Genomic DNA, 26,692 nt, shown 5'->3' with positions numbered 1-26,692 from the left:
ATCGGCCTTAGCCGTCATTGGGATGGGCTGGGTTCTACGTCAGCAATGTGGTTGATTGCTGACGATGGTGGCATCGAGCAACCCGACGGCAGCATCCTGCACCAGTGAACTCACACTCTCGACCCGAAGCGGTCAATGATGCTGCTTTATAGCAGCCATTCCGCGAGAGCGTTGGTCAACCGAAACTTCGGATAGCATGACCCCGCAGAAGCCGACGCCGAAGTGCAAAGCACGGAAGGAGCAACAAGCGCAGCTTGCTGACCTGCACTGGGCTGACCAGTTAGGCCGTTTTTAGCGTGGTGTGAACATAGTCGAAGTCCCACGTAGCGATACCCTCGCAGCCAGACACAAGATAATTAGATGGTACTGGTACTTGTGGATGCCCCATTAGATTCATTCTTTCGAGCGCCTCGCGCGTGGCGCTCTCGTCGAGGCTATCCCACCACGAAATTCGTATTGCATGGTTCTCGCAACACAGAGAAAAACGAAAAAGAGCGTCTTCGGGCCTCTCGCCCTTCGCAACTCTAGATGCTAGGGACTGAATAAAGGGGAGGCAGGTTGGATTGCTTGAGACATGCCAAGCAAAACCAAAGGCCCATCCGTTCGATACCGGCGCGGTAAAGAATGTGACGAGGTCTAAAGGAATGTTCCGCTCTCTCAAATCTTGCAGGAACCGCCCTTCGAAATCAAAGTCAGGATAGAGGAGCCCAGATAACTGGATGTTGCAGGGTTTTGAAGAAGTAAAGTAAGTGAACTCGAATTGCTCGTAGTCTTTGGTCAGCAGCGCTCGGTCATAGAGTACTTTGTGATGCTGCAGGCCAGCAAGGCCGATGCTCTTTCCAAGATGGACGGCTTCCAACATCGAACGCGACTGTGGAGAAAGATTTTCGTAGTCCTTCATCGTCTTCGTCACCGCAACGGCATTTTCTTTCACGAAGAGCTCGCGACAAATGCATCTGTAGGCGTAAAGAGCCACCTGACGCTTCCCCGGCTCCAAAGGAAAGTTGTCAATTGGCTCAAAAAGCGCATTGTCGTGACTTTTGCAGAAGCCAGCGAATGTTGAAACCTTCTTAACGCCAATCTTTTTGAGAAGCGCCCGTCCATCGGTCTTTTTTAGATTTGAAAGGTCAGCGTCTAAGCGATAGACGTGTCCAGCTTCGGCGATGAGGTTTAACTGACCTTTGCTTTGTATTGAGTGTGCCGAGATGATTTCGTCACAGCGTGTTCCATTTGAGTAATGGAAACAGCGGCCACGATTGCTGTGTCGCTTCGATTCACGTTGATAGTCGCTGATGAAGCTCATGTTTTGTGGCTTATCTAGAGTCTTGCGATTGTCAGCGAATCGAACGGTCATGTCGAGTGACGGTTCATGGCCGCACTGAGCCGGACGGCGACTGGCTCAGGTTGACCCGAAACCGACGTTTGCGCTCTCCGGCTACGACGGTCTCCTCCCGACCGATATCGGAAACCGTCGACACGATAAATTTTAGACTTTTGCCGACAGCAATAGTCTTTGGTCAGGGGGCGAGGAAGGCTGCTTTGATACCCATACCAATAGCTGCACTCTTGCGAACCGACACAGACAGTCGTTGTGATTGCTCGTACCTCCTGTAGGTTGACTGACTAACACCCATTCGCAACCCCATCTCTTTCTGCGTTAGGCCTAGGTGCTCACGCCACGCCCGCAGAGGGGGCGTGCCATTCACCATCCGCCCAACCACGTCATGGGGCATGACACCCGATGGACTATCTTCCGGTGCGTCGTACCGTTCGAACAGCCGAGCTGAGGGCGGTCGGTCTCGGCTGTAGCTCGCGAACTGCTCATAGACGCTTGACCGTAGTTCAACATCTTCTTCACTTTCATCAGGAAATGCGCCTGTCTTGGCCATCCGGTCCAAATGCGCAAATCCAATGGGCGGCGAAAATCCATTGTCAGCGCAGTGGGCTTTTAGCCACTCGAATGAAAGTGCAAACGCAAGGTTTACAGGCGGCGATCGGTAACGCTCTTCCATCGTGGTCCACGCCAATACCAAATAAGCGGAGATTCTTCGATTAACATCATCTTTATAGCTGGGGGACGAAGATGCAAATTCGACAGCAATGTTCTCAACAAGGGATAACATATACAGCATAAGGTATGGCAATCTACCGTAAAGGTAAGACCATTGATAAATCATCGATTCGCTATTTGAAAAAATAAAGTTTATATTTAGCTTCTCAGTCCGTATTGCGGAATGTTCGGTAAATAGATGCATCGCCTTGTTGCAGATTCCGTCGAATGAATCGTCCGATTTTTTGTCATATCTGAGACGGGCGATATATTCAGCATTGAACCGAACACCATCATCGAGTTTGTCGAGCACGGCTTGAATGCGTTGCGTATGTCCGTCGACCCCACCCGCGTTTTGTGGTCGAAGCTTCAAAGGATCGTCAGATAGTTTTCCATCGAACCCAACTCTGTCAATGAAAATGGATTCAAGCACATATAGGCTTTCCTGAAGTGGCTTTCTGATAAGCATGAACGCAATGGCCAGCTTCCCCTTCCTAGAGGATTCCAATGCCTCGTAGATGCAATGCAACATGTCGGAAAGCACCGCTGGCATTACAGTGCTCACTAAGACCTTTGTGCGCTCTTCTAATTGGCCTGTTTGGTGGAGCCAGTCTAAAACGTTTTCAGATTCCTCAAGGGAGATGCGTTCCTCGTCGCTTCTCAGGTCGAAGCGTGCGTGGAATATGCCTGACCGCATACCTTCTACTATCAGCTGGGCCATGAGGTCATGAAGTACGAAACAAAGGTCGTGCGCCACGTCGAACTGTGGTGGCAAATGTCCATCTTTATTCAACCGAATTGGCTCGTACATTTACCCGCCACAAAAAATTATTAAATTAAAAAGCGCCGTTTAGTTTTATTCTCAAAGAAATAAGGGACGGTCGTTTTCGAATTGTTTGCAAGATTGTCGAGCATATGCGCATCCGCTGTTTTGCAGCCAAACATCCAGGAGAGTCTGGTCGCACTCGAACAGACCACGATCGTCTCAGGTTGACCCATTCCTTCCCGTCCGCCCTTCGCGAAATTAGTGACGGCTTCGAAAGTACCACGGCCCGTCACCTTGTCGGTTCGGGCGATGGCACATGACCGTTGTCCGCCTGCTCGCCGATTGCCCTCATTAGCGAGGCGCAGCAGCACCATGTTGCCCAATGCAGCACCTGTTTGGCGGTTGCCTGTTTAAGTCCCTCCCAAGGCGAAACTCCATGTAGAAAGTCGATAAACGGCTTCATGTCGTCGGCAGTCAGGGTGTAGTCGAGTTGGTGGCCGAACTTGTTGCGCAGACTATTCAATCGCTTGATGGTGGGAACCGGATTAAAAGGCTGACCCAACCGCTCTCCCCACGTAGTCAACAGCGCGGCCCGCTGGGCAAAGTTCATCTTCGCGTCTTTATTCTGCCAATCCAGTTCCGGGAAATGCGTCTTCAAGAACTCGTTGATATAGTGCTCGACTACCAGATGGCAGGACAGGAGATACCCGATCAAATCGAAGTCCAACTGGTCGAGGTGCTTCCATTTCTTAGCACCGCCGTCAGCCACTTGGAACATCGGTGGAAGGCCCTCACCGAGGTCTTCGGATTCGAACTTTTCAAAGAATGCGGATGTGCTGGGTTCGCTCATGCGGGTCTCCGGCATGCAGTGGCGATACGGGCTAGAAAAATGCCCTCCAGAAATCGGAACGTGGTTTAGCCCGTGTGATTGTATTGAGCCATTCGGCGACCGCCGTCAGCTCTGCTTCAGCTCGTTGATCGTCTAACTCACCCGCCAGCCAGGACGTCCACACCTTCTCGAACATGTCCTGGATGATCGCAGGCGGATAGATGTTGTCGTTCTGCATGATGTGTTGAAAGGGCTCGCCCCTCCATTCGGGGTCCGGTCATCCCGCCAGTCAGTTCGGCCCTCTCTGGCCCCCATTGTTATTTCCATGCAGTTTCGTTCGAGTTCGACGGTGTACGTGTCTTCGTGCCCCCAACGCGGGCTGTAAATCGATAACTCAATTGTGGCCATGCTCGCCTCCGAGATGTGGTTGACCTACCTGACCGTTTAATCTTGTTCGTGCGTTATCGGCTTGAAGAGGAACGTCAGCTCGCCGATAAACAGCGGCTTCCTGTCGATGAACTCGTCCAACGTGGGCGCCTCTGTCTGTGCGTGCGGTGTGCGGAACGTTAGCAAGTCCACGGTCATCACGTATTCGAGCGAGTCGAACAGCAGGGCGAGTTCGAGCAGGCGGCGAATATGTTCGAACGTGCTTCCCGGCACAACAATCGTAAATGCGACGAACTCGTTGCCGTCGAGCTAGAAGAAGTAGATCGCCGCGTGCGATTGATCGGGAGCCTCCTGAACGCGCTCGTACAATCCCTCCGCGTTAGGGTCGATGTGGAATTCGGACTGGCTCGGAACGGTGATTGTCCATTCGCACGCTACCTCTTCAATCCGCTTTAGTAGCGCATTATCAAAGCGTGTGTGATCCGCAGGACCGCACTTGTAAAGACCCGTGCCGCCGAGGATTGGAACGCCCGCTTCGGACACGCGCAATACAAGTCCGTCTCGTCTACCCGTAATAGACCAACTCATCTTCGCCGCCTTCTCATTTGCCCCCGTAGTTACATCATACCAACGGACGAATCCTAGTCAGCGCGAAGGTCTGCTGTTTGAACTGAACAGCCGGTCGGGTGTCCGCGTGCCGAAATGGCGAGCGCCGGAAACTGGCCGGTTCTGGCCCGGAAGTGCGCGTTCGCATAAACCGCCGGAAAGCTGCCATTGAGAATTCAACATCCTCGGGGCACCGTCATCGAACTGGTGCAATCGGCCACTAGCCGTCATTCGCGCGTATCGTAGGTCGGACGTTCAGACGTCGGCTCAGCTCTGCAATCGGCCATCAGACTTCCAAAGGCGAAAACGTTACTCGATCCGCCTTTGAAGTCATTCGCGCAGCCGCTTTGGTTGGGCGGTTACCTATGTCGTGTCACGCATGGCGTGTTTGCGTCAATTATCCCGGTCACCAACGCTGATCCGGATTGGCGAGTGCCAGCACTATTGGCGCGCGAGCGAGATTCGCAGCTACGTCATCACGCGTTAAGCCTGTGCAAGCTAGGCGACGATGGATCAAGCGCTGCCGGAAGCGAAACTTGGGGGTGGCGTGACGCGAGAAGGTGATGCGAATGCCAGGTCGCAGCGACGCACAAATCGGCAGCTAGTGAGGCTCCTTAGGGTCGCGTGCTTGCAAGTTGACATCGGGCTAAAGAAAGCACTGCAGATAGCCGATAATGGTGGCACACCCCGTGCCTGACTGGCAACTCGCTTATCACCAAAACAACATGAATGCAGACATCGACCACCATCTAAGTACCGGCGCTCAACCATCCATCGTTGAGCATTTCAGCATTGAAAATCTATACGGCTACCGCTCTATAGGATTATCTTCGGCGTATGCGGCTACGGTACTGATCGCGAAGAACGGTTCGGGAAAAACGACGTTGCTCGGGGCGCTAGACGCGTTTTTGAAGGGCCAGTTTGGCCGACTTAGCACATTGAAGTTTGAGACGATCACATGCAAGTTGCGCGGGTTAGATGATCCACTAATTCTCCGATCAGAAGATATTCTTGCTTCGCAAGCGGCTCTCTCAGATCCTTTCTTTATCGATCACGCCGCGCGCATTGGTTTGGAGCCCATATTGTTGTTAGATTTTTTTGACTACGATTATCGGTTGTTGAAAAATGCAAAATCGCTGGAAGATAACGAAGTTTATGAAAAAATCGTCTCAAAGTTTCGGTGGTCCCGCGTAGAAGCTAATAAGGTGTGTGAGAGCATCTATTCTTCACTGCGTGGAAGAAATGCAAACATAGATAGAATTAGAGACGCCCTCGATGAAGTCGTGGGCGACATGGAAATTGTCTATCTTCCCACGTATCGACGTATCGAACTCCCGCTGTCCAGTGAAAGTGATGAACCCTATTCAAAAAAGAAAAGCATCCAATCACGGCTCGGAATATCAAAGCGCGGATTGCTTAATGCTGATATACGATTTGGTCTGTCAGACATATCAGAGAGACTGTCCGCACTAAATCAATCGATTCTATTCGATTCAAATGAGGGCTACCGGACCATCAGCGCAAACATAATCAATGAATTGATTAGTGGCGCGATAGAAAACGAAGACTTGAGTCTCGAACAACGGCCAAGCAAAGACGCCTTGGAGCTTTTTTTCTCGAGAATCCGAGATGGACGTCGTCGCATGCACATGGGACCATTTCGAGATGTGGTCATACCTGATATCGACAAAATCTATAGCGGTGAAGACATACCGCAGCAATCTAATAAATTCCTGACTTATTTCCTAAGTAAGCTAAATACGGTAATCGCGGCCACTCGTGATATCGAGCTCATGGTCGAAGAGTTTATTACGAACTGTAACCGATACCTGTCTTCTGAAGATAAGACGACTGTGGCCCCAACGAACCAAGGCGCAGAAAAGACGTGCTTTCCCCCGGACGATAGTAAGGTACTGAAGCTTGATCGCAGGAACCTTCAAGTCAGCGTGGAGAGCATTGCGGCTCGTAAGAAGGTTCCGCTTGAGTCGCTTTCATCGGGCGAAAAGCAGATGATTTCATTGTTTGCACGGCTTTACCTGTTCCCAGGAAAAAAGGTCGTATTAATCGACGAACCGGAACTCTCACTTTCCATCTATTGGCAACGTCAAATCCTCATGGACGTAGTTAGCGCTCCTTCGTGCGCTCAAGTAGTTGCGATTACCCACTCGCCATTCGTTTTCGATAACGCCTTGGAACCATTCGCCAAGGCGCTTTCGTCGTCGTTCAACTATCAGATGGAAGAAGCCAGCACGAACGAAGACGAGGACGATACCAATGCTTAATCAAGTTCAAAACACCGAACAAGAAGATTATCTTTCAGTTCTAAAAGCATCGCGCAAGGGGCCAGCGGTCCTGAAAGCTCGCTTGGTGACGTTCCGGTCCAGTGTGCCAAGCGGGTTGGTTTTCGCCTTCGAAGGAGACGACGACAAAATTGTCTATTTTCATTGGATCAAGCAGATCGATCCAAATCTTCGATATGAACCTTTTCCATGTGACGGCAAGAAAGATGTGCTGGATCTTAAAGAAATGCTGGACCGTGATCTCAACAATCTCGGGAAGGACGTTTATTTTTTTGTAGACCGTGATTTCGATGACCTTCGTGGCATGAGCGAGTCGAAGGCGGTGTTTATGACTGATTCATATTCGATTGAGAATCATATCGTCGAAGAAGCGGTTTTGGACGAACTGCTTAAGAATGAATTTCATTTCCATGCTCAGCCTGAGTGCCGCCAGAAGGTCGCCGCTGTTTTCAGTAATCTCTATGACACTTTCATCGACATAACTAAGCCTGTGAATTTCCGTCTATTCCTCGCTAGGAGATTGAACATAGAGCTTCGGGCGCCGCTACCAACCAAGATCAGCAGGCTTGCGGATGTAAGCCTTCTCGAGGTGACGGCGACAGCCGACGACGCGTCAGTAGTTGTCCAACTCAAGAGAGAGCCTTCCGGAGACGAGATTGCGGTTCTTCGATCCGACTTTGAAGCCCTTTCGCCGAAAACCCGGTATAGAGGAAAGTTTGCGCTTATGTTCTTCGTGAGTTGGCTTCACGCGTTGGCAGACGACCGAAACGGGAGCGCCCCGCGCTTTGGCCCGCGTGCTAGCACCTCCAAAGTTCATCCGCAAAGGCTCACTCTGGATACACTTGCCTCGAAGTCGCGAGTTCCTGAAGGCCTGCGTGATTTCTTAGCAACGTTGTCCGCTCCCGTTGCCGCTTGATTCCCAGTTGCCAGCGCGCTCGGCGGGTTCAAAATTGACGCGCCGGCCGAGCGCGATTGCAACGGAGGGCTTGACGTCAACTCGCCAGTCCCCCTGCGACGGGATCGAGGCCTTATCGGAAACGACACAGGGACGTCGGCTTTAACCGAGCCCTTGTCGGTCGCGGTGTCCAAGCGAATGGGCGTTGTGGCCCGGTAGCTGCCATCGAAGCGTCGCTGGGAGGGCGGCGGTTGTGGGTCGGGAGTGTGAGTTCACTGGTGCAGGATGCTGCCGTCGGGTTGCTTGATGCCACCATCGTCAGCAATCAGCCACATTGCTGACGTAGAACCGAGCCCGCCCCAATGTCGGCTCCGGCCGAAATTGAGTCGCTCATACGACATTGGCGCAGAAAGCCCGAACACGAGAGCCGCGGCTGTTCTTGGCAACGTGGAGACATGCGCCGCATTTGGCGCAAGGAAGGTTCTAGGCGGAGCGAAGTCCTCACCACTCCACCGGCAAATCGTACGTTCGCAGCAGCAGAGTTTGCGGACCTCCCGTGAAACAGGCAACGCGGATGGGGCGTCCAGGCCTCTGGTTGCGACATTCGCGTGCGTCGCACCCGTTGCCAAATGGTGTTGAACTCGCGGCCATGCGTGACGATTTGCGGCACACGTCGATTTCGACCGACTCCACCTATCCTCAGGCAACAACGCTCGCTCGTTTGGCATGCTGCTGTGGGCTTCGCCGCAATCAAGCACGTCAGTTCGAGGCATTACCGACGCTGTTCGATTGACGCCGACACGCGTCTCGCCCGGCCACCGCATATCCGCTGCCACAAGTTCGGTCCGAGGCCAAGCCGCCTCGGCAGCGCTCTGCTTGAGTCGGACGGTTCAATCAGCTGGAATGACGCGTCCGACACCCTGTAGTCCAGAGGGGGTTTCGCACTATTCTGGAACCTCCGTCTGACCGACTGGGCTTTACCCCGCGATCCATTGCAAGGCTCGTGGTACGCGTTCTTCCATTCGAAAGAGTTGCGTGCAAACTGGAAAATGGGCAAGACGAGAAACGCCCATATTTTGCAAGCGTGGCCAACGCGAGCCACAGGAGCCTCAACTCTCGTCTCTGTAGCGGGCCCACCTGCAGATCAGCCGCGCTAAAAATTGTGCGCCGCATCATGAAATTCCGTTTGGCCGCAGACCTTGTTGTATCTGAACAGCCGTTCTTTCGATCCTGCAGACTTTGTTGCACGTCCCTAGATGTGAAAAATCAGTTTGACAAACTATCTTAAGATATATATCTTAAGATACATCTTAAGACACAAATGGGAGTACCCACGATGCGTCATCCCCATCGCTTTTTGCATCCGCGTGGTGCGGACGAAGATTTCTTCGCAGGGCATCACCGCCCGTCGCTGCACGCGCTTTGGCACGCGTTCGCTCGCCACTACGAGTATCGCGGCGAGCGCGGCGGCGATGCACGCGGTGAAAACTTTGAACGCCGTCACGGCGGGCACGGCGACCGGCACGAGTTTCATGGCGCAGAACGCGGCGCCAGTGACCGGCCCGAGTCTGGTGGCAACGAGCGTAGCCATGGCAGCTGCGGCAACCTCGGCCAAGGCCACCGCTTCGGCCGTCACGGCCACGGTCGCTTCTCGCTGCACGCGTTGTGGCACGCGATCGGCCGCCATCACGAGCACGGCGGCGGCGGGCGCGGCGGGCGCTTCGGCGGCGGTGGCCCGGGCGGCTTTGGCGGCGACGGTTTTCCGGGCGGCCGCAAATTCACCTCCGACGATCTGCAGTTGCTTCTGCTCTCGATGATCGAAGCGCAACCGAGCCACGGCTACGAGCTGATCAAGGCGCTCGAAACGCGCTCGAACGGCTTCTATAGTCCGAGCCCAGGCATGGTCTATCCGGCGCTCACGTATCTGGAAGAACTCGGCTACGTGACCGTGCAACTCGAAGGCAACCGCAAGCGTTACGAACTGTCGGAAGCGGGCCGCGAGTATCTGGCCAGCAACCGCGACCGCGTCGAATTGATGCTCGCCAAACTGACTCATTTCGCCCGCAAGATGGATTCCGTGCGCCGCGCGTTTGCCGGCGAGGAACCGGCCGACATCAGCGAAGGCGGCTGGCTGCCCGAACTGACCGAAGCGCGCCGCGCGCTGAAGCACGCGCTGCTACGCCGCGACGACGTGCCGGCCGCCGAACAGCGCCGCATCGCCGAGATCCTGATGCGCGCGACGAAGGAAATCGAAGGCGAAGGCAATCCCGGCAGCGATAACGGCCGCAACAAGCAGACCCGTTGAGATCGCCCTGCGCGGTCCTCGCGTGCTCTTGGCGCCTATGTGCGCCCGCGCGCGCCGCTCAACCAACAGAGGAGTAGCACCCTTATGCTGACAAAAGACAACCAAGCCGATCTGACAGTCCATCGCGTGCGGCATCCGTTGAAGTTCCGTCTGTTGCGGGTCAAGCAGGTGCATGCGCTAACCCCGCATCTGATTCGCGTCACTTTCACCGGCGAGGATCTGCACGACTTCGTCTCTGCTTCGTTCGACGACCACATCAAAGTGTTCTTCCCGGAACCCGGCGCCGACAAACCCGTGCTGCCGGAAGCCGGCCCTGACGGTCCCGTTTTTCCCGTCGGCCAGCCACGCCCGACTGCACGTGATTTCACGCCGCGCCGCTTCGATGGCAAGGCGCGCGAACTCGACATCGAATTCGCGATGCACGAAGCCGGGCCGGCCGCGATGTGGGCCGCGCAAGCCAAAGTGGGCCAGTATCTCGGCGTTGGCGGCCCACGCGGGTCGCTGGTGATACCGACCGGTTTCGACTGGCATCTGCTGATCGGCGACGATACCGCGCTGCCGGCGATTGGCCGCCGCCTCGAAGAGCTGCCTGCCGGCACGCGGGTCGCCGCGGTGATCGAAGTGGTCGATCCGTCGGCACAGATCGAATTCACGACGCGGGCCGAACTGCATATCGTCTGGTGCTATCGCAGCGAATCGGGCTATCGCGGCGAGGCGTTGCTGCAAGCGGTTCGCGAAATCTACCTGCCCGAAGACGGCGAAGGTTACGTCTGGGCTGCCGGCGAATCCGCGACGATGCGCGCGGTACGCTACCACCTGTGCACGGAACGCGGCGTCGACAAGTCACGCATTCGCGCGGCAAGCTACTGGAAACAGGGTGCCGAAGCAGTACACGAATCGCTCGACGACTAACCGTCCGCAGCATGCGCGCAATCAATGGCGGGCGTTGGGTGCGCCATGTGAATAGCGTGAACTGCGTGAGCCATGTGAACCATGCAAGCCGTGTGAGCCAGTGGTCCGCATGAGCCTTCCGAACCACGTACCCGGAACAAAGAATAAGGAATTGACCGATGTATTCAATTAGCACTCGGCAAGAGCGCCGTTTGCTGTGGCTGCTTGCGCTAACGCAGTTCACCATCATCATGGACTTCATGGTGATGATGCCGCTCGGGCCGCAGATCATGCACTCGTTCGGCATCACGCCTTGGTACGGGAACCATAAAACTTTAACTTCGGAGTTAACTGCTTCCTTTTTGCGGTCTGAGCGCGCAGCGGAGCCAAAGCTGCACCAGTTAGGTGCTTCATGCATTACCAAAAAATTTCATTTAGCTTTCGCGAATACGGGACTTTGTCGCTTTGTGCGAAGGCAAAGCTTTTGAGTCTTGCCCGAGCGGAGCAGCCTCGTCGCTGTACCCTTACGACAAGACCACACACGATGGCCGCGATTAACGGCCGCACCCGCATCTGTCTGGTTCCGTCATTGAGAACCTTCGGGGTCACGTCACCTGATCGCCGGCCGATGCAGCGCGATCAAGAGGGACCGGCTTGGGGCCGGCAATTTACGCCCTGCATCCAAACTGCGAACACGATTTCGAGCGGGATTTCAAAGGCATCAGCCAACTGGATCTGTCGACGAAGTGGCAGTAGTGCAGCACACGTTTCAAACCGGCTTATCGTTTCCTGCTGCACCCCCGCATTCCGCAGATTCAACGCTGCCCTCGTGTCGTCGGCGGCCTATCCGTCGCCGCAGTAGCCATTATTCATCGATGGCTTGAGGCAACATTGCGATTTGCCGCACCGCGTCCTTGATTATTGAACGCTTCCAATCAGTCGAAAATCGCCCAAAGCCTCCACATTCCATGTCGACCTGCCTCCTGCCGGGTGTGATACCGCGTGCCGCACATGCCGTGATAAATGCCATAACCTTGGCTTGATATTTTGCTTTCTCGGCCCGCGCTTCCTCACCCATGAATTCTGCATGCATCTGCGCAAGACGTGACGCCAACTCGCGTTCGCGCCTCCACACAGTTATCGCCGTTATGTTCAGGCTTGCCGCTACAGCACCTACCGACTGCGTTCCACCATCTGCGAGCGCGTTGTTGAGGCGCATCACAAGATCGGCACGCGACTGTAATCGACGCGACACCGATCGCTGAACCTCAAAACTCAGCTTACGTCTCGTGCTTCCCTCCAAATCAAACTTGTTAGTGACGAAGATCTGCTCCATCGTCGCACCTGTCGCGTAACTTGCGCGAACGAACAGGCGCAAAGGTGCCGGAAACGTACCGGCGGAAAAATGCACGACCTGCGAAGGCAAGATTCCCAATGCGCGCCCCATCTGTGCAGATGATCCGCAAAAGAAGACATCACGTAGCGCGCGCACTGCCACTTCAGAGGAGATTAGACCGATGTCGTCTCTGACGTTGGACAGCGACAATGCCTCCTCAACGGTGCGCGAAACGAAGATGTCCAGCGCGTCGATAGACGTTGACTCGTCCTGAATCAATCTCCCCAACCACTTCCCGCATGCGCGACAGCAGCCTACTCGTGTAAAGGCACCGAATGATGGTTGCCGACCACGCCCACAATGCGGACATTGAACCTCGAGATGTACGCAGTGATGGGGGCAAACGACTACGTCCGCGACACGCCACGCAAGTGGTTCATAGACTGTCCTTCCGTGGCGCAAGAAATTATCTAGACAGATAGGGCACCATGCACGGTGTGTTCTGACCAAGGCCCGCGGCGCGAGAGTCTGACGCCACGGCAACAGCGTCGCGCGCCGCAAATCTGAGCGACTCAAGAGCGAGTTCATGGCCTTCACCCACGCGGCTGCGGCCTGTAGCATGCCGTCCACGGTTCCGTTCACCGGAATACCCCGCCCATCAGGCATCGAGCGTCCCACGTAGATGCGCGGCGCAACAAGCTCGCGATAGAAATCGCGAAATGGGACCGACAAGCGTTCCGCGCACCTCAGAGCTAGGCTACTGAGCTGCTCTCCACGCCCCCCAACCTCGGTCGCCAGTTCGATGTTCATGCCGCACCCCTAATACATTGATGTTGCCTTAATCTTACTGTGTCATTAAATCAAAGCGTCTTCCCAGATTCCGACAGCATGGACACACGTCGAGTCCGGCGACAAGCCGGACCGTAAGTTCGTAGCGAATGGTAGCAATCGAGTCAACCGTGTGGCGCTGTGCGCGCCGGACTTCCCCGCGCAATGTAATCGTCGGGAACTGCAGGTGTCTGGCGTGCTGCGAAGTTTTTTTTGGCGCTGACCGGGGTTCCGGTAGCGAGGCGCTCTGAGAGCAGAAATCCGTAGGCCGCGATGGCCAGCGCTGCGTGGTGATGAAACCCACGCCATCCTCGACCTTCGTAGTGTCCAAGCCCCAATTCCTGCTTCAGATCCTGGTAGTCCCGCTCGATGCGCCAGCGCATGTGCGCGTGCGCCACGAGCTGCTCGAGCGCAGTATCGGCTGGCAGGTTGGAGAGATAGTATTTCAGTGGGTCAGCATCGCTGGCGGGCCACTCAATGAGCAGCCACTGCTCGGGGCGCAGCCGCGCCTTGCCGGTATTGCCGCCCGCGTGACGCACACGCACCGCAGCGAAACGCCCGCTGAGTGTTTCGTTCGAACCCTCCCGCCAGCTGAGCGTGGTAAAGGCAGTAGCAGGCAGTGAATGCGCCAGGTCCTTCACGTTCACCGGCTGTCGGGCGCGTGTACGGCGCGGTACCACAGGCGGGCGGCCCATGCCGCCATACGGTTTGGGCGGTAATGGTTTGACGCCCGGTGGCCAGACCACGAGAGCCGATGTGATGCCGACCACATAAGACAATCCCAGATCGTCCAGATGTTGCCGGAAAGCGTTATCTATTCCATAGCCTGCATCGGCCAGTACGCAATGCCGGGGCCCACCGGCAGCCAGCAGAGCCTCAATTTGTCGCAATGCAATCTGCACCTTCGTCTCAAACCCGATCTGTGCGGGAATGCCGGCTTTCTCGCGCCGCTCATTGTCCTCTGCCCATTCACGCGGCACGTAGAGCTGCCACGCAACCGGAATGCTGGCCTGCTCACAAGCCAGTGACACACTGACCGCAATTTGGCAATTATCCTGTTTGCCCAGCACCCCGCAATACTGACGCGCAACGCCTACCGAATGGCGGCCCTTCTTTGGAAATCCCGTGTCGTCCACGATCCAGAAGCCGCCGCCGGAAAAATCCATCCGGGGCACGACCCACTGGCTCACCCGGCTAAGTAACTCGTCGTCCGACCAGTCGGCCTTGGCAACAAAGTGGTGCAGTGCCTGATGCCGCGCGCTGGCGTGAAGCGGATCCACACTGGCGGCCATCGGCTCGACGCTCTTGCGGGTCAACGGCAGCATCAGGCCTGTGCAGTAGGCCTTCAGTCCAGAGTGGCGATCCGCATGACCCAGGCCGCCAGCCAGATGCTCAATGTACTGCTCAAACCGCGTTTGTGCGTTCATTGCTTATCGCCTTATGCCTAGGTATCCTTATTATTTTCAGGCAAACGCAGCAATATCGCAATTTCTTAATTTATGACACAGTAAGATTAAGTGACATTAAGTATACTAACCACAGGGAAACGACGTGCTGACGCGTCGCCCAGAAACGAATAGTTCTACCAATTTCAATGTCCGGAAAAAACTTCCTCCAATCCCCGGCGACCACTGTCGTGGTCACCTCGACGCCCCCCGATGCCACCTCGCTATCAATAAAAACGTGTGAACTCTGCAGTTCTCACAAGCGTTTCTTGAGTGATTGCTAGGACGGAGAGATATCTGGATTCCTTCTCGAACACACAACTCGAGACTATACGTGGAACGATTGAGGCTCATTGCCAACACATCTGGATGCTGTCCAAGTGGACGCGTCGTGCGCATAAAAAAATCGGAATCCTGATGGCGTGCTCACCACGCCGACTCTTCTATTTTTTTCAGTCCTCTATAGTTAGCCAATATTCAATTTCGCACTATCCCGATTAACTTTCGGATTTTTAGGGCGTTGACGTCTCCAATGGGTCTGCCCTTCAACTAGACGCCACTCTTCAGCGAGCATGTCTTTGACGCAGCTTCCATCAAGGTGTCTAGTGTCGACCCCAGAAATTCTGGCCATTTTCGCAAATGACGGGTACACACCAGCAGCGATGAGCGTCCTGAACGCGTTGCGCATTTTGGCCAACTGGGCCTGTTTGCGCGTCGCCGCCCTTTCCAACCTGAACGTCTTTCCTCTCTGGACGATTCGAGAGACGGAATCCGGAAAATGCCTATGTGCCGAAGCCTGGTCTATGTTAATCAGCTTGCAACATTTTTCCAGGTTGGTGCATGTCGGGTCCATAGCAAGCTTTTCAAACTTAGGCCCAATTGACTCCCAGTCTCGTCGTGAACTTCCCGTCCACACCTTTATTCGCGAACTGGCGCTGCGGCTACTCCTCCAGGACTCGACCTGACCCAAAATCACTCGATGAAGCGGTTGACGCGAAATAGCAGCGACCGTTGCCAAGACCGACAGTTGAGGCAACGACGGTGCGCGCCCGTAGGCCTCGATTCTTAGAGGCGAAATGTCAAACTTCGAGATCAACAGATCACGCACCTCACTTACCGTCACCAACTTGCGCAAGGTTGAGTACCCGTTATGCCCGTGACCATCGAACTTGGCAGTCCGTGCCAGCAAGCTCATGATCGCGCTTGACACCCTGACATCGCACGCGTCAGCACTCGGAAAGCGACGAGCTGCTCCCTTCGCTCCCAGCCACGCGCCGCACCGGTTACAACACCCCACCCGGGCAAAAGACCCAAGTACGCGTTGTCGCGGCGCCATGCACACGTGGCAAGATTCAAACAGGTCGACCCGGTGTACCGGACACACCTTGACGGCCTGTAGGCGCCATAACAGAGGCTCGTACACACATGGCCCAGACAGCATTGAAGAGAGACACAGGGGACACCAAGCTCGGTATTGACGCAGCAGGCTCCTCTCAGACAAAAGCCCAGCAAACGGAAGAAGCGTGCACGCCTCGATGCGACCTGACGCGACCAGGCTTCTCAGCGGATCGAGATACAAATTTGAAAGGCCGCCTAGTCCATCGAGCCCGGGAAAATGACTCTCGCGCAGGCGTTGAGCGGTGACGCTGCGCGCATGGTCGGGTGGTGCTTGCCGCCCGTCAAACGCCCACCTCGTCAGGTCCGAGAAACTGACAGACACGCGCTCAGCCGCACGTTTCCAGAGAGACGACGATGCCTCGACGAGACCGGTGCCAACGCCCAATGGTTCGACCAGGCCAGAGTTACTCGTAGGGGTGATTGCGCGCATTGGTATTTTTTGTGGTCCCTACACGGCCACTTCTTTTGCCATTTCCAGATACCGGTGTCCTTTTAGTGATGGCTGCCTCCGCGGCAGCAACGATGAGTCTGCCGGTCACGCGTCGCTCCATCGCGAGGTCGTCTGCCGCAGCTTGCGAAAATTGATCGAGATTGCTCTTGTAAAGTGCCCAATCCAACTGGCGCTTTCCCCCGTGCTGGCTTAGAGCATCAGTCGTGAGTCGAACCGCCAAGCCACACCGACCGTCCACACCTCGACGAATTTCCGCTGAGTGTGCCGAGAGGCAGAGGGGTTTGCAGTACTTCGGACCAAGCCGCTTTTCCATTTCTTCGATGAAGACCCGGAAGCTTGCTTCGTCAGCTTTACTGTCTCCGTAGGCATCTTGCATCAGAACCTTGGTGCGTACTTTTAGCTGCGTGTCATGCTCGACGATATGCCTGATGGCGGACGTTCCACCAATTATGAGTGGCTGCCTTGTCTGAGCGACGATGTACTTCAGCGCGTGAATGGCACGCCCAACTTGAAGCTGCGACAGCGTCACAGGGATCGTATTACCCTCATCGACGATGGTGACGAGACGCTCCAGTTGAATGTTTTTGACGAAACTCTGCCACAGCGCCTCCTCCGCTGCTGCGCCTGAAGGATTCACCGGAACGCGTCGGGGTGCGCCCTCGGTAATTTCGCCATACACGATCTTGTTAAATGGCAGTATCTCATTGCTTGACACATACGCTTCGGTGATTGCAGCAGTCCAATTGAACCGGCCTCGTGCGTCGGGAGGAGGCACTGAAAATCTGAAACATCCCCTCTGCTTTCCCGCCTGCTGCGCCAGCGCATCGGTCATCCCAGCTATCGATTCAAACAAGGTTGTTTTTCCGACGCGGGCAGGGCCAATGACGACAATCAGCAGGTCCCGGGATCGCCCCGAGATGGCGTTCATGATAATTTGCTGCATTGAGACAAATCGGGTGTGCAGACAGATCCACGCGTTAAGGTCGTCGATTGCTTCGCTCACATGCGCTGGTGTAAGGTCTAACTGCTGCACCATCGCTCCATAATCGATTTTTGCCATGAGATGCCTCCTGATGGTGGTTGACGCTAGAAAGATAGCCTGGCTGGACGTACGGCGATTTCGAAGTCCTCATCGTTTGTTCCCCCGTCAGGCACATCAGTACGAGAGTCGCCAGTGGCGGCGTCGACGACTTCGGCGTCGGGCGCCCCGCCCTTTGCCTGCGAGGCGGCATCCCCAGCATCCCCAACCATAGCAGCTTCGGTGCTCACGACCCGTTCGGCGGTGCATGGAGGTACTTCGCATTCCTCGGCAATTGTGTCGGCGGTTGCGCCGGCCATTGCATCCGCTCTGACATTGGGCGGCGCATTGAAGTAACTCCCAGAATCTGGCTCAGTCTTAAGGAGAGACGGTGCGCGGTTCATCAGGCTGTCCATCTGCCGGGCAAGGTAATCGCAACGCGCAGGATCGCGCTCCAGTTCCAGAAGTTTTTCTGCGAGCGCTCTCGCGATGAAGGCAGGGTCCCGGACGCCCCGCAGTCTCCCAAGCTTGAGTTCAGCGAGAACGCCAAGCAGCTCGCGCCTCGAATAAAGAGCAAAAAAATCTGTAAAAATACTTTTCCCATCTATCCACCCAACGTCCTTGCTCACATAGATGTAAACAAGACCAGGATGGATGAGATCGGGGTAAACATGTACCGTCTGGCCTCGGAATCGCTTCAGGTCTTCCGAGAAATAAGCCAGATTGTTCACCACTACGTAACCTTCGTCCCGAACCGTCCGCCGCCCCTCATTCGAAGCACGTGGCATGCAAAGGCGTCGGAATGCGAGGGTAAGTGCGATGGATTTTCGGTGTTCGACACCAACTTCCGTTGCGATTCGCGCTTCGTAGTCCTTTATGGATTCGTCTCCTGTCCGCGCAGATCCCACTTCCATTTCCACCTCATCGAACACACCCTTGAGGTAAGCATTCAATTGCGTGAGGGTCATCAGTTCCGGACTACGCGCAATAAAGGTCCGAGAATAGTCATACAGGCTCTTCACCGCAACTGTGTTGCCCGCCAGCATCTGCAATACCTGGACCGTGATCTTGTGGTTGGCAGCCTCGACCGGGCCACCATATCTGGGATGGTAAGCAGGGCGCCATAAAAGATGGGACTCGGCCTCCTGCAGGATGCGGTGCATAACGATGGAATCAAACTCAGGAGCATTGTCGACCACGATGAATCGCGGCAAGCACCCGTGCCTGTCGATACATTCGAACAAAACCGCTGTGACCGCTGCAGCACTCGGCACGCCAAACGAAATCGTCCACGCGAGCTTCCTGCCAGTCGCTGCGTCGATCATCACGGTGAGCCACACCTGACACTTGATACGTCGACCATTGGCCGAATTCTCGATTCGGATCCCCAAGGGCGTGTGGTCAATATGCGCGAGAAAGAGCGGCACGCCAACCTGATAAAGGCGATTTGCTGTACCGGGCGGAGCGAATCCTGCAATGGCGTAACGAGCTGCGCTACCGTCCCGGAAGTGGACGAAGACACTCCGGTCGCATTCCTTGTCGCGCACTTTGGCGGTCCTCTCTGAAAAAAACGGGAGACCGAGACGTTGCGCCAACGTGCTGAACATACCGTGCGTGGCACGAATACTCCATCGTTTCTTAAGGCGATATTTCAGGAAAACATGATCCCAGAGCCGCTCGCTTTCTGGAAACCTCTTGGCCCTGCTACCACGCTCGTGCCATAGGGGAATCAGCCCATATACCGCATTGTCGTACAGCAGCCTCCCCGACTCCGCCCGTGACCGCCAGAGCGCTTTCGTCGAGGGAGGTATGAGCTTGCCCTCCCTCGCGGGACCGCTTCCGGGCCACCAGTATGAGATTGGCTCAGAAAGCGTGGCAAGCTTGTGCCGGGCGTGATCGTACGCTTCGGGCGACACCAATTGAATGAAATCTGGCTCGGGGTTGGGCGTCGTGTCGAGCGATGGCTCTTTGGCCACCGTATCGAGCGATAGAAATCCATCGCTCGCGGCCTTGGCCGCCTTGAAGACGTCATACGCAGTGGCGTCCCTGTACACTGCAGACGAGCGCATGTCAGTCACATCCTGCGACTGCAGCGGGAAGAACACGCGACGGGTGACGATCAGACAGTTTAGATCACCCGGGCTGATCAGTTGTCGCTCGATCAGTTCGCGCCGAGTCATGTATCCCCTATCCTTTACCATCGCCATGACCACCGTGCACGCTGCGGGATCTCGAATCTTGTAGTCAGGCTGATGATAGGGGTTGAGCAACCCCATGTTCAACAAATACCACGGGCCAAAATGTTTCTCCGTCAGTATCTCGTAACGGAGGCCGTACTGTGACAAACGCTCTGCCACGGCAGGACAGGTCCAATGCCCCTCATCCAACTCCTCGTAAAGCATACTACCGTTCATCGCACTCTTTTTCATCATCGACGTCGGTAACACATCGACGAATCCGCACCATTGATCAGTTATCTTTAATAAAAATGGTCTGATGACGTCGACCTGTGTACGGGTCCCATGGCTGACTCCGTACCGGATACCGCCAATTTCCGTTGGCCAACTATAGTATTCGAGACATGCCGCCTGCGGATCGTCCAGCTCGTGTAGCAGCGCTGACTGCAGTGTGACGTCGTTTAGCCGGACCGCAAAACCCATCAGGGGACTGACGTGTTCGCCCCGAATGCGCCCGGCGCGCACCCGTGGTTTGGGCTCCAGGGGCGCCCCCTCCCGGATCGCATGAACCATCTCCATCCCCTGCTTAGTCACACACAGGCGTTGGAGCAGCGCGTCGAGCGCGTCAGCACTGATTCGATTCACCATCCGTCATCCCGACGCCTTCCGGCAAACTTGAACAGTTAGAGCAGCGCCGCCCGATCACGACAGGTTCGATCAGCAGCACTCAACGTTCGCAGGGCCCACAGCCCCACGCAAACGGCGCAACATTTGGCCTGGCGCCGCATCGTAGCAAGCCACGGATGTGCCGGAAGGCAGACGAACTCTGGTACTCCAAAAATAAGAGATCGCGCACACTGATAAGAAAATCTTGATTTGCAGCACGCAGGCCGCTCTTCTCCGTCGGCACCGCGGTGTTTTCTGCTGTCCATCTCCGAGGCGGGCTCCATCCGTTGGCGACGATTACTGCATCGTCAGGCGCACAGACGAACGTGCACTAGCTTTACCTTAACCGCTGAAGGACAACAGTCAAGGCGCGCCAATCGTCCGTACAGCCAAAACAAGCCTGCTGCATCTACCGGCCAAGGCGCTTTGGATAACAGGGATCGATAAAGGATTCGCTACCAAATCTCGCAGGAATTATTTATTTAGTTTTCCATATTAATTTACGCCACACGGGGAGGGTTTCTCCCACTTTTTAATCAAATACGACTGATCGCATTTCTGATACAGCGTGTATGGCCGGTGGCAACCGGGCAGCTTGTAGGAAATTTTTCTCGCGGGGAAATTGCGCAGAAAATTTTTTTATGAGTTTGCGAGATTTGGACCCGAGATCGCTATCATGGGGTCAAAACGAGAGCGCGACGGAGACAATGTATGCGCGCTCGGCGGGTTTGTACACCCAGGACACGGTTTAGCGGGACGCAGGGCGAAACCGCCGCCCTTCTCCGCGATCTGGTTCAGGTCGAAGTCGCGTCGGGCCGCTGGGCGACCAATAGGCCAGCCGTGCGAATCCGCTCGTCTAGCCTGGCGGCTTCGGCGACCTTCTGGCTGACCGCGCGCGCCGCGAGCAAGTCTGCGTCAGCATTGGCCTCGCCCAGAGCAGTTCGAATGTCGTAGCGCAATTCCAGGAACTCGCTGCGAAAGTGCTCCGCCGTCAATCGTTTGAGCGCTGATTCGATCCAGCTCAGGGCACCTTGCGCATCCCCTTGGGCCAACCGGGCGCGCGCCATCAGTCGCTGCAGCCACTCGCTTTCGGCCAAGCGTTCTTGCTTGTTCAGCATTGCCTCGCCGTCGCCGGGGCGCCCCATATCAATTAGCAACTCGGCTTGCCTTTGCAGGCGGAAGGCAACGGGTTTGGTTAGGGCCTCGTAAAGGGTTAGGGCTTTGGCGCGAAGCCGGTCGCGATCGCTGCCGGGAAGCTTGGCCGCTTCAGCGTAAATCTCTGCCCAAGCGAATCGATCACCATCGCTGTCGAGGCTCTCGACGCCAGGCTCAGGCAGCTGGCGGAGGATGGTGGAAAAAAGAGCGGGGTTTTCGCCGGACAAGAAGCGTCCGAGAGGCGCAAAAGCACTGAACGCCTGACCTACGCCAAGATTAGCCGCCTCCACGATCGCCCTCTCGATCGTCCCGGCATGTCGGGCGATGATGTCGTTCCGCCAATTTCCGTGTCCGGCGGGAAGTCGCTCGATAACACCCAGCAATACCGAGAAGGCCAGCTCGTGGTTATCAGCGAACTTTTCGAAGATCCCATCGACCAAGGCGATCGTCTCAGATGATTTTTCGGGGTTGCTCCGGTAGATGTCGATCAGTTGCAAGCGCGCCTCGTCCAAGCGGCAAGGACCGGCGAGTACGGCCTCGAACAAAGCCGCCGCTTCGGACGCTCGGCGCAGCCGCTTTAGCGCCTTCCCCTTGTGGTGCTGGATCTGAACACGTTCGAGATCAGTCAGGTCGGTGAGCTCCGCCATGACGTCAAACGTTGGCATGCGCTCGTCCAGACGTTGCCGGGCGACCTCGTCTCCGTCAAGCTTATCGAGCAAGTACAACTGCTCGACCGCCTCGATGACGGCGATGACGGCGAGTTCGTCACGTTTTTGTCCCACCAGCAACTTGACGTCTACCAGCGGATCGCCCACGAGGACTCTACGAATTTCGGTTGTTTCCCACACGCACAGAAGCGCGTAGAGAAACGCGGTACGTCGATCACCGGAGGAAACCAGGTTTTCAAGCTTGGATTTCAGACTGCGGGCGATGGTCCAAAACTGCAGTCCTACTGTGCCTGCGATCTTGGTCAGGTACATTTCCAGAGCATCGGTAAGCTCGGCGTCCCGCGCCTCGTCGCACCAAATCTCACCCTGAACGGATGCGAAGACAATGTCATGTAAACGCACGGTGCCGGAACGGTCAGTTGCGGTCAGGCCGGCGTCCCGCAGCTTTCGCACCCCTACGGGTGCGAGCACTTCAACAAGAAAATCTTGGTTGACCGCCGCAAGCGCCGCCCATTGAAAAACGGAAAGCTCCCGCTGCAGCATCGGACGCAGTCGCGCCAGCATTCGGTCGGCCAACCGCTGCCCTTCGTCGTCAGGAAGCTCACCCACCACGCGACAGTCGAGCGCAATTTCAGGCCAGTTAGCATTGTGTTGCTGGACGGTCGCTCGGAGCAGATTGAGGCTCAAGGGGTGGCCGCCGACGGTCGACCAAATGGTGCGAAAGATGTCTTCAGGACACGGCGTGCCGGCTTGCTCTAAGATGGTCCACGCTTCGCTTTCGGCAAGGAGAGGCAGGTCGTAGGCTTGAGCGCTGCGCTGGCGCTGAGTGAGAATAATGTGCGATCCCGGCCCGCACAGCGTCGAGAGCTGACTGCTTGTAAGACCCGGATCAGCGTCGTCAATCACTAGCAGACAAGCCCTGGTTTTGAGGAGCGCGGTTATGTTGCGTGTTTCGCCTGCCCGGATCAGCGGCAGCGACTTGAGATCTTCGACCCGCTTACATTCCCCGGCCTTAAGCCACACGACCAAATCATAGTCGTCACTGTGCTTCTCTGCAAAAGCAGCTGCAGCGTGCGATTTTCCAAGCCCAGCCATACCCGCGATGGCAACTACAGGCGTGATGGCAAGGCGCCTGGACAGCTCACAGTCCACATCCGGGCGTAATAGGCTGGCGGGCTCGGGACCCGGCGTAAGAGCGCTCGCTGCCTCCTCTTCCCAAAGTCGCTGGAGATCGGGCAGGTAATGGGAAAGCCTCCGTACCACCGCGTCACTGACAATCAAATGGTCGATGATTTTGGCGGCGATCTCCTCGCTGCCCCAAAGATGGAGCGTCCTACCCCGCATCTGGGGGCGCCCCGTCACAGCCTTAAGGAATGTGTCGGCCTTCTGGGGCCGTCGCTGCGTTCCGGACAGTAAGAAAATTTCTGTAGCTTTAGGTTTGTCGCCTAAGACCTTGGCCAAATCGTCCTCAGCCTTCTTCATTTCGCCGTCGAAATAGTCCGCACGATCAGAGTACTCGACCGCGGTGGCCTCGTCTTCACTGAGAGAATCGACTACGCCTGGAACGGGGTAGCCCAAGAGATTGGTGCCCGCGTGCGTCATCGGCACTTCCAGCAGAGCGTCCATGAACACGGTGCCAAACCGCTCGAACTCAGGGCCGATACGGGTGATCCCTTGAGCCAGGATCTGAATTTGCGCCGTGCGCCGTTTTGGATTCATGGCGAACTCTTGTGGTCGCTAGTTGGGATCTTGCGTGGTTCGTGAGGCAGAACTTTGGGCAATTGAGCATCAACAAGGTCAAGTAGTTGAGACAAATATGACCAAATATTCGATTCAGCGCCCAATCCCGCCGGACGGTCCTGCCGGGCTTTCTTGGAATAGGTCAGAAAGTTATAGGTAGCTTCGAGCGCCATTCTTTTTGCCTCGCTGTGACGTCAATATCATACAGCGAGTATCCGGAAGCTCAACTGTGCGCTGCTGGAAAGACTTATCGTCTCGCAAGAACCGCGGAAAACGGTGGATCTGTTTTTTTAACCTTCAACATTGCTATCAACCCACGTCCGCACACCGTGGCGGCTAAGGGTAAGCGCGCAGCAAACCCATCTTGACGGGTCGGGTTAGTCGACGATCCCCGTTGGTTGCCAGCGATGCGGCAGCAATGCCGAGATGTCGCTGGCCTTGTGGATAGGAAGCCGCGTGAGGATGTCCTTCAGATAGGCGTGCGGGTCATGGCCGTTAAGTTGTGCCGACCTTATCAGGCTCATGATGGCGGCAGCGCGTTGACCCGCCCGTAGCGAGCCGGCAAATAACCAGTTGGCCCTCCCGATGGCCCATGGACGGATCTGGTTTTCTACCCAGTTGTTATCTATTGGCACGTGTCCGTCGTCGAGATAACGCGTGAGCGCCTCCCAACGCTTGAGACTGTAATCCAGCGCTTTTGCAATCGCTGAACCTTCCGAAACCAGCTTGCGCTGCGCCACCATCCATTCGTAAAGTGCGTCGCACAATGGTTTGGCCCGGCTCTGCCGCAGTTTGCGCCGTTCCTCTGCATCGAGCACTGCAGCGTCGCGCTCGATATCGTAAAGCGCAGCGAAGAATGGCATGGCCTGTCCGGCAACCTGACTGCTGTGATTGGCATGCAGGTCGAAGAACTTGCGCCGTGCGTGCGCAGCGCATCCGATTTCAGTGATGCCCTGCTGGAAGCCAGCCTTGTAGCCGCCGTAATCGTCGCACACCAGTTTGCCCTGCCAGTCAGCGAGGAACGCACGGGCATGTTCGCCTGCACGGCTGACGGCGAAGTCGTAGACCACAGCGCGAAGCTCGTTGAAGTGCGTGGGTGTATACGCCCACAGGTACGCCCGGTGTGTCTTCCCTTTACCGGGACTGAGCATCTGCACCGGTGTCTCATCCGCGTGCAGCACGCCCTGCTGCAGGAGTTCCTGATGGAGCGCGTCGACCAGTGGCTGCAACTGTGCGCCGCACGTGCCAACCCACGCACCCAATGTCGATCGCGGTATCGCCAGACCCGCCCGCGCAAAGATCTGTTCCTGACGATACAGCGGAAGGTGATCCGCATATTTGGCGACCAGCACCGAGGCCAGCAGTCCCGTAGTCGGGATACCCTTGTCGATGACGTGTGCGGGCACCGGCGCCTGAATCAGCGTTTCACAGTTCTTGCACACCCACTTGCCACGGATATGTCGCTCTACTGCAAAGACACCGGGCGTGTAGTCCAGCTTCTCGCTTATGTCCTCACCGATTCGCACGCGCTCGCAGCCACAGTGACACAGGATGCTGTCCGGTTCGTGGTGGATCTCCGTGCGCGGCAGTTGCGCTGGCAGCGATGTGCGCTTCGGTTGCTGGGTTGACCGGTCGGCGGGCGCTTGTGGCTGAAGCTGCTCGAGCTCCAGTTCGATGGCGGCCAGATCGGCGTCGATTGCTTCGTCCAGCAGGCTCATCTGCTCGCTGGTGAACTGTTCGCTACGCCGGCCAAACTGCTGGCGTTTGAGGATGGATATCTCGTGGCTTAACTGCTCGATACGCGTCTGCCGGTAATGCAGTTCGCGTTCGTTCTCTTCGACCTCCCGCGTCTTCTCCCCAATCTCCCGGTCCCTGTCCTGCACCTGGGCAATCAGCTGCGCGGCAAGGGCGCGTGACTGTTCCGGGCTAAGGGCGTTGAGGTCGGCGGGCAGGGTCATGCAAACCAGTCTGCCAGAACCCCAGGCACCGTGGAAGCGCAACTGTTTACGTCCCTGTTGGCCTCATACGACGCGGATCACACCATTCGGGCCGATGCGCTGCCACGGCAAGCCCACCACCAGAGCGGCGAGCTGTTCCTGCGTGAGTGCATGTTGCTTCGGCTCGCTGCCAGCGTGAGGCCAGGCGAACTGTCCCTCGTTCAAACGTCGCGCTGCCAGCCATATTCCGATTCCGTCGTGAACCAGCACCTTCAGGCGATTGGCCCGCCGGTTGGCAAAGAGGTAAGCATGGTGCGGATGCGCAGCGCCGAACACCTTGACCACACGCGCCAGTGCGGTGTCGAAGCCCGCACGCATATCCAGCGGCTCGACTGCCAGCCACACTTCATCAATGCGGATCACGCGAGCCACTCCCGCAGCCAGGCGGCGCATTGCGCCGCCTCTGATGTCGGCCAGCTAACCGTAATCGACTGGTCCGCGCGACGAACTTCCACGCGGATCTCAGCCGCACGCGCGGTCCGCGTCTCCAGAGGAAGCGGAACGAACGCCGGTGCCGCTACTGATGGTGCTGATATGTCGCCACGCGCCACCAGCACGCAATCGTTCCTTTCGGCCTGCTCTACCCAACGTCGCAGCAGATTCGCGTTCAGCTTGTGGTGCAATGCGATGGCCGCGAGCGACACCCCGGGGCCTTGGCAAGCGTAAGCGCGAATTAACGCACACCACAATGAGCCGGCGCGTAGGGCTAGATCATGCAGGAACCAATACGTCGCGCGGCTTGGCAACGTTGAACGGCAACAGATCGCTGATATCGGCATCCGCT

The 26,692-nt window shown here is 56.3% G+C and carries 16 protein-coding genes and 5 pseudogenes; 6 read left to right on the top strand and 15 right to left on the bottom strand.

Going from position 1 to position 26,692, the window contains the following annotated elements; genetic code table 11:
* Nucleotides 1-280: 280 nt before the first annotated feature.
* The 5 genes and pseudogenes from ACAX43_RS31670 to ACAX43_RS31650 form a co-directional block, all read right to left on the bottom strand.
* Nucleotides 281-1,303 carry a hypothetical protein gene (locus ACAX43_RS31670; RefSeq protein ID WP_370712278.1) on the bottom strand — a complete coding sequence of 341 codons (1,023 nt, stop codon included), beginning with the start codon at nucleotides 1,301-1,303 and terminating at the stop codon, nucleotides 281-283.
* 214 nt (nucleotides 1,304-1,517) lie between these two features.
* On the bottom strand, nucleotides 1,518-2,861 hold the full coding sequence (locus ACAX43_RS31665; protein WP_370712277.1) for a helix-turn-helix domain-containing protein: 1,344 nt from the start codon (nucleotides 2,859-2,861) through the stop codon (nucleotides 1,518-1,520).
* A 244-nt stretch (nucleotides 2,862-3,105) separates the two neighbouring features.
* Nucleotides 3,106-3,666, bottom strand: a complete 561-nt coding sequence (locus tag ACAX43_RS31660; protein ID WP_370712276.1) for a hypothetical protein — start codon at nucleotides 3,664-3,666, stop codon at nucleotides 3,106-3,108.
* 31 nt (nucleotides 3,667-3,697) lie between these two features.
* Nucleotides 3,698-4,053, bottom strand: a pseudogene (locus ACAX43_RS31655) (hypothetical protein).
* A gap of 36 nt (nucleotides 4,054-4,089) precedes the next feature.
* Nucleotides 4,090-4,305, bottom strand: coding sequence for a hypothetical protein (locus ACAX43_RS31650; RefSeq protein ID WP_370712275.1), 216 nt, complete (start codon nucleotides 4,303-4,305; stop codon nucleotides 4,090-4,092).
* 1,022 nt (nucleotides 4,306-5,327) lie between these two features.
* Between ACAX43_RS31650 and ACAX43_RS31645 the strand changes: the two genes are divergently transcribed.
* From ACAX43_RS31645 to ACAX43_RS31625, 5 genes and pseudogenes are all read left to right on the top strand, one after another.
* Nucleotides 5,328-6,920 carry an AAA family ATPase gene (locus ACAX43_RS31645; RefSeq protein WP_370712274.1) on the top strand — a complete coding sequence of 531 codons (1,593 nt, stop codon included), beginning with the start codon at nucleotides 5,328-5,330 and terminating at the stop codon, nucleotides 6,918-6,920.
* On the top strand, nucleotides 6,913-7,854 hold the full coding sequence (locus ACAX43_RS31640; protein ID WP_370712273.1) for a DUF4435 domain-containing protein: 942 nt from the start codon (nucleotides 6,913-6,915) through the stop codon (nucleotides 7,852-7,854). The genes ACAX43_RS31645 and ACAX43_RS31640 overlap by 8 nt, the downstream gene beginning before the upstream one ends.
* Nucleotides 7,855-9,169: 1,315 nt before the next feature.
* Entirely contained in the window at nucleotides 9,170-10,138 is a 969-nt protein-coding gene (locus tag ACAX43_RS31635) for a PadR family transcriptional regulator (RefSeq protein ID WP_370712272.1), read from the top strand.
* Between the two features lie 84 nt (nucleotides 10,139-10,222).
* The gene (locus tag ACAX43_RS31630; RefSeq protein ID WP_370712271.1) at nucleotides 10,223-11,050 is read left to right on the top strand and encodes a siderophore-interacting protein; all 828 of its coding nucleotides are present in this window, start codon (nucleotides 10,223-10,225) and stop codon (nucleotides 11,048-11,050) included.
* Nucleotides 11,051-11,208: 158 nt separating this feature from the next.
* Nucleotides 11,209-11,343 (top strand): annotated as a pseudogene (locus ACAX43_RS31625) (MFS transporter); the annotation flags it as partial.
* Between the two features lie 551 nt (nucleotides 11,344-11,894).
* Here the strand turns inward: ACAX43_RS31625 and ACAX43_RS31620 are convergent.
* The 3 genes and pseudogenes from ACAX43_RS31620 to ACAX43_RS31610 all read right to left on the bottom strand — a co-directional run bounded on the left by ACAX43_RS31620 (nucleotide 11,895) and on the right by ACAX43_RS31610 (nucleotide 14,620).
* A complete protein-coding gene (locus ACAX43_RS31620) occupies nucleotides 11,895-12,644 on the bottom strand; it encodes a hypothetical protein (RefSeq protein WP_370712323.1) in 750 nt (249 codons plus the stop codon).
* Between the two features lie 111 nt (nucleotides 12,645-12,755).
* Nucleotides 12,756-13,175: pseudogene (locus ACAX43_RS31615) on the bottom strand (TniQ family protein); the annotation flags it as partial.
* 143 nt (nucleotides 13,176-13,318) lie between these two features.
* On the bottom strand, nucleotides 13,319-14,620 hold the full coding sequence (locus ACAX43_RS31610; protein ID WP_370712270.1) for an IS701 family transposase: 1,302 nt from the start codon (nucleotides 14,618-14,620) through the stop codon (nucleotides 13,319-13,321).
* A 623-nt stretch (nucleotides 14,621-15,243) separates the two neighbouring features.
* Here ACAX43_RS31610 and ACAX43_RS31605 point away from each other — a divergent pair.
* Complete coding sequence (locus tag ACAX43_RS31605; protein WP_370712322.1) at nucleotides 15,244-15,603, top strand: hypothetical protein; 360 nt, start codon at nucleotides 15,244-15,246, stop codon at nucleotides 15,601-15,603.
* A 404-nt stretch (nucleotides 15,604-16,007) separates the two neighbouring features.
* Here ACAX43_RS31605 and ACAX43_RS31600 read toward each other — a convergent pair.
* From ACAX43_RS31600 to ACAX43_RS31570, 7 genes and pseudogenes are all read right to left on the bottom strand, one after another.
* Nucleotides 16,008-16,466 (bottom strand): annotated as a pseudogene (locus tag ACAX43_RS31600) (TniQ family protein); the annotation flags it as partial.
* A complete protein-coding gene (locus ACAX43_RS31595) occupies nucleotides 16,441-17,547 on the bottom strand; it encodes a hypothetical protein (protein ID WP_370712269.1) in 1,107 nt (368 codons plus the stop codon). The gene ACAX43_RS31595 and the pseudogene ACAX43_RS31600, both read right to left, overlap by 26 nt.
* 26 nt (nucleotides 17,548-17,573) lie before the next feature.
* Nucleotides 17,574-20,330 carry a transposase family protein gene (locus ACAX43_RS31590; protein WP_370712268.1) on the bottom strand — a complete coding sequence of 919 codons (2,757 nt, stop codon included), beginning with the start codon at nucleotides 20,328-20,330 and terminating at the stop codon, nucleotides 17,574-17,576.
* A gap of 812 nt (nucleotides 20,331-21,142) precedes the next feature.
* Nucleotides 21,143-23,890, bottom strand: a complete 2,748-nt coding sequence (locus tag ACAX43_RS31585; protein ID WP_370712267.1) for an NB-ARC domain-containing protein — start codon at nucleotides 23,888-23,890, stop codon at nucleotides 21,143-21,145.
* Nucleotides 23,891-24,288: 398 nt separating this feature from the next.
* Nucleotides 24,289-25,869, bottom strand: a complete 1,581-nt coding sequence (locus ACAX43_RS31580; protein WP_370712266.1) for an IS66 family transposase — start codon at nucleotides 25,867-25,869, stop codon at nucleotides 24,289-24,291.
* 63 nt (nucleotides 25,870-25,932) lie between these two features.
* The gene (tnpB, locus tag ACAX43_RS31575) at nucleotides 25,933-26,271 is read right to left on the bottom strand and encodes an IS66 family insertion sequence element accessory protein TnpB (RefSeq protein ID WP_011488195.1); all 339 of its coding nucleotides are present in this window, start codon (nucleotides 26,269-26,271) and stop codon (nucleotides 25,933-25,935) included.
* A pseudogene (locus tag ACAX43_RS31570) lies at nucleotides 26,268-26,692 on the bottom strand (hypothetical protein); the annotation flags it as partial. The gene tnpB and the pseudogene ACAX43_RS31570, both read right to left, overlap by 4 nt.

The sequence above is a fragment of the Paraburkholderia sp. IW21 genome (assembly GCF_041321145.1).
Lineage (GTDB): Bacteria > Pseudomonadota > Gammaproteobacteria > Burkholderiales > Burkholderiaceae > Paraburkholderia.
This window is presented reverse-complemented; position numbering and strand designations above follow the sequence as displayed.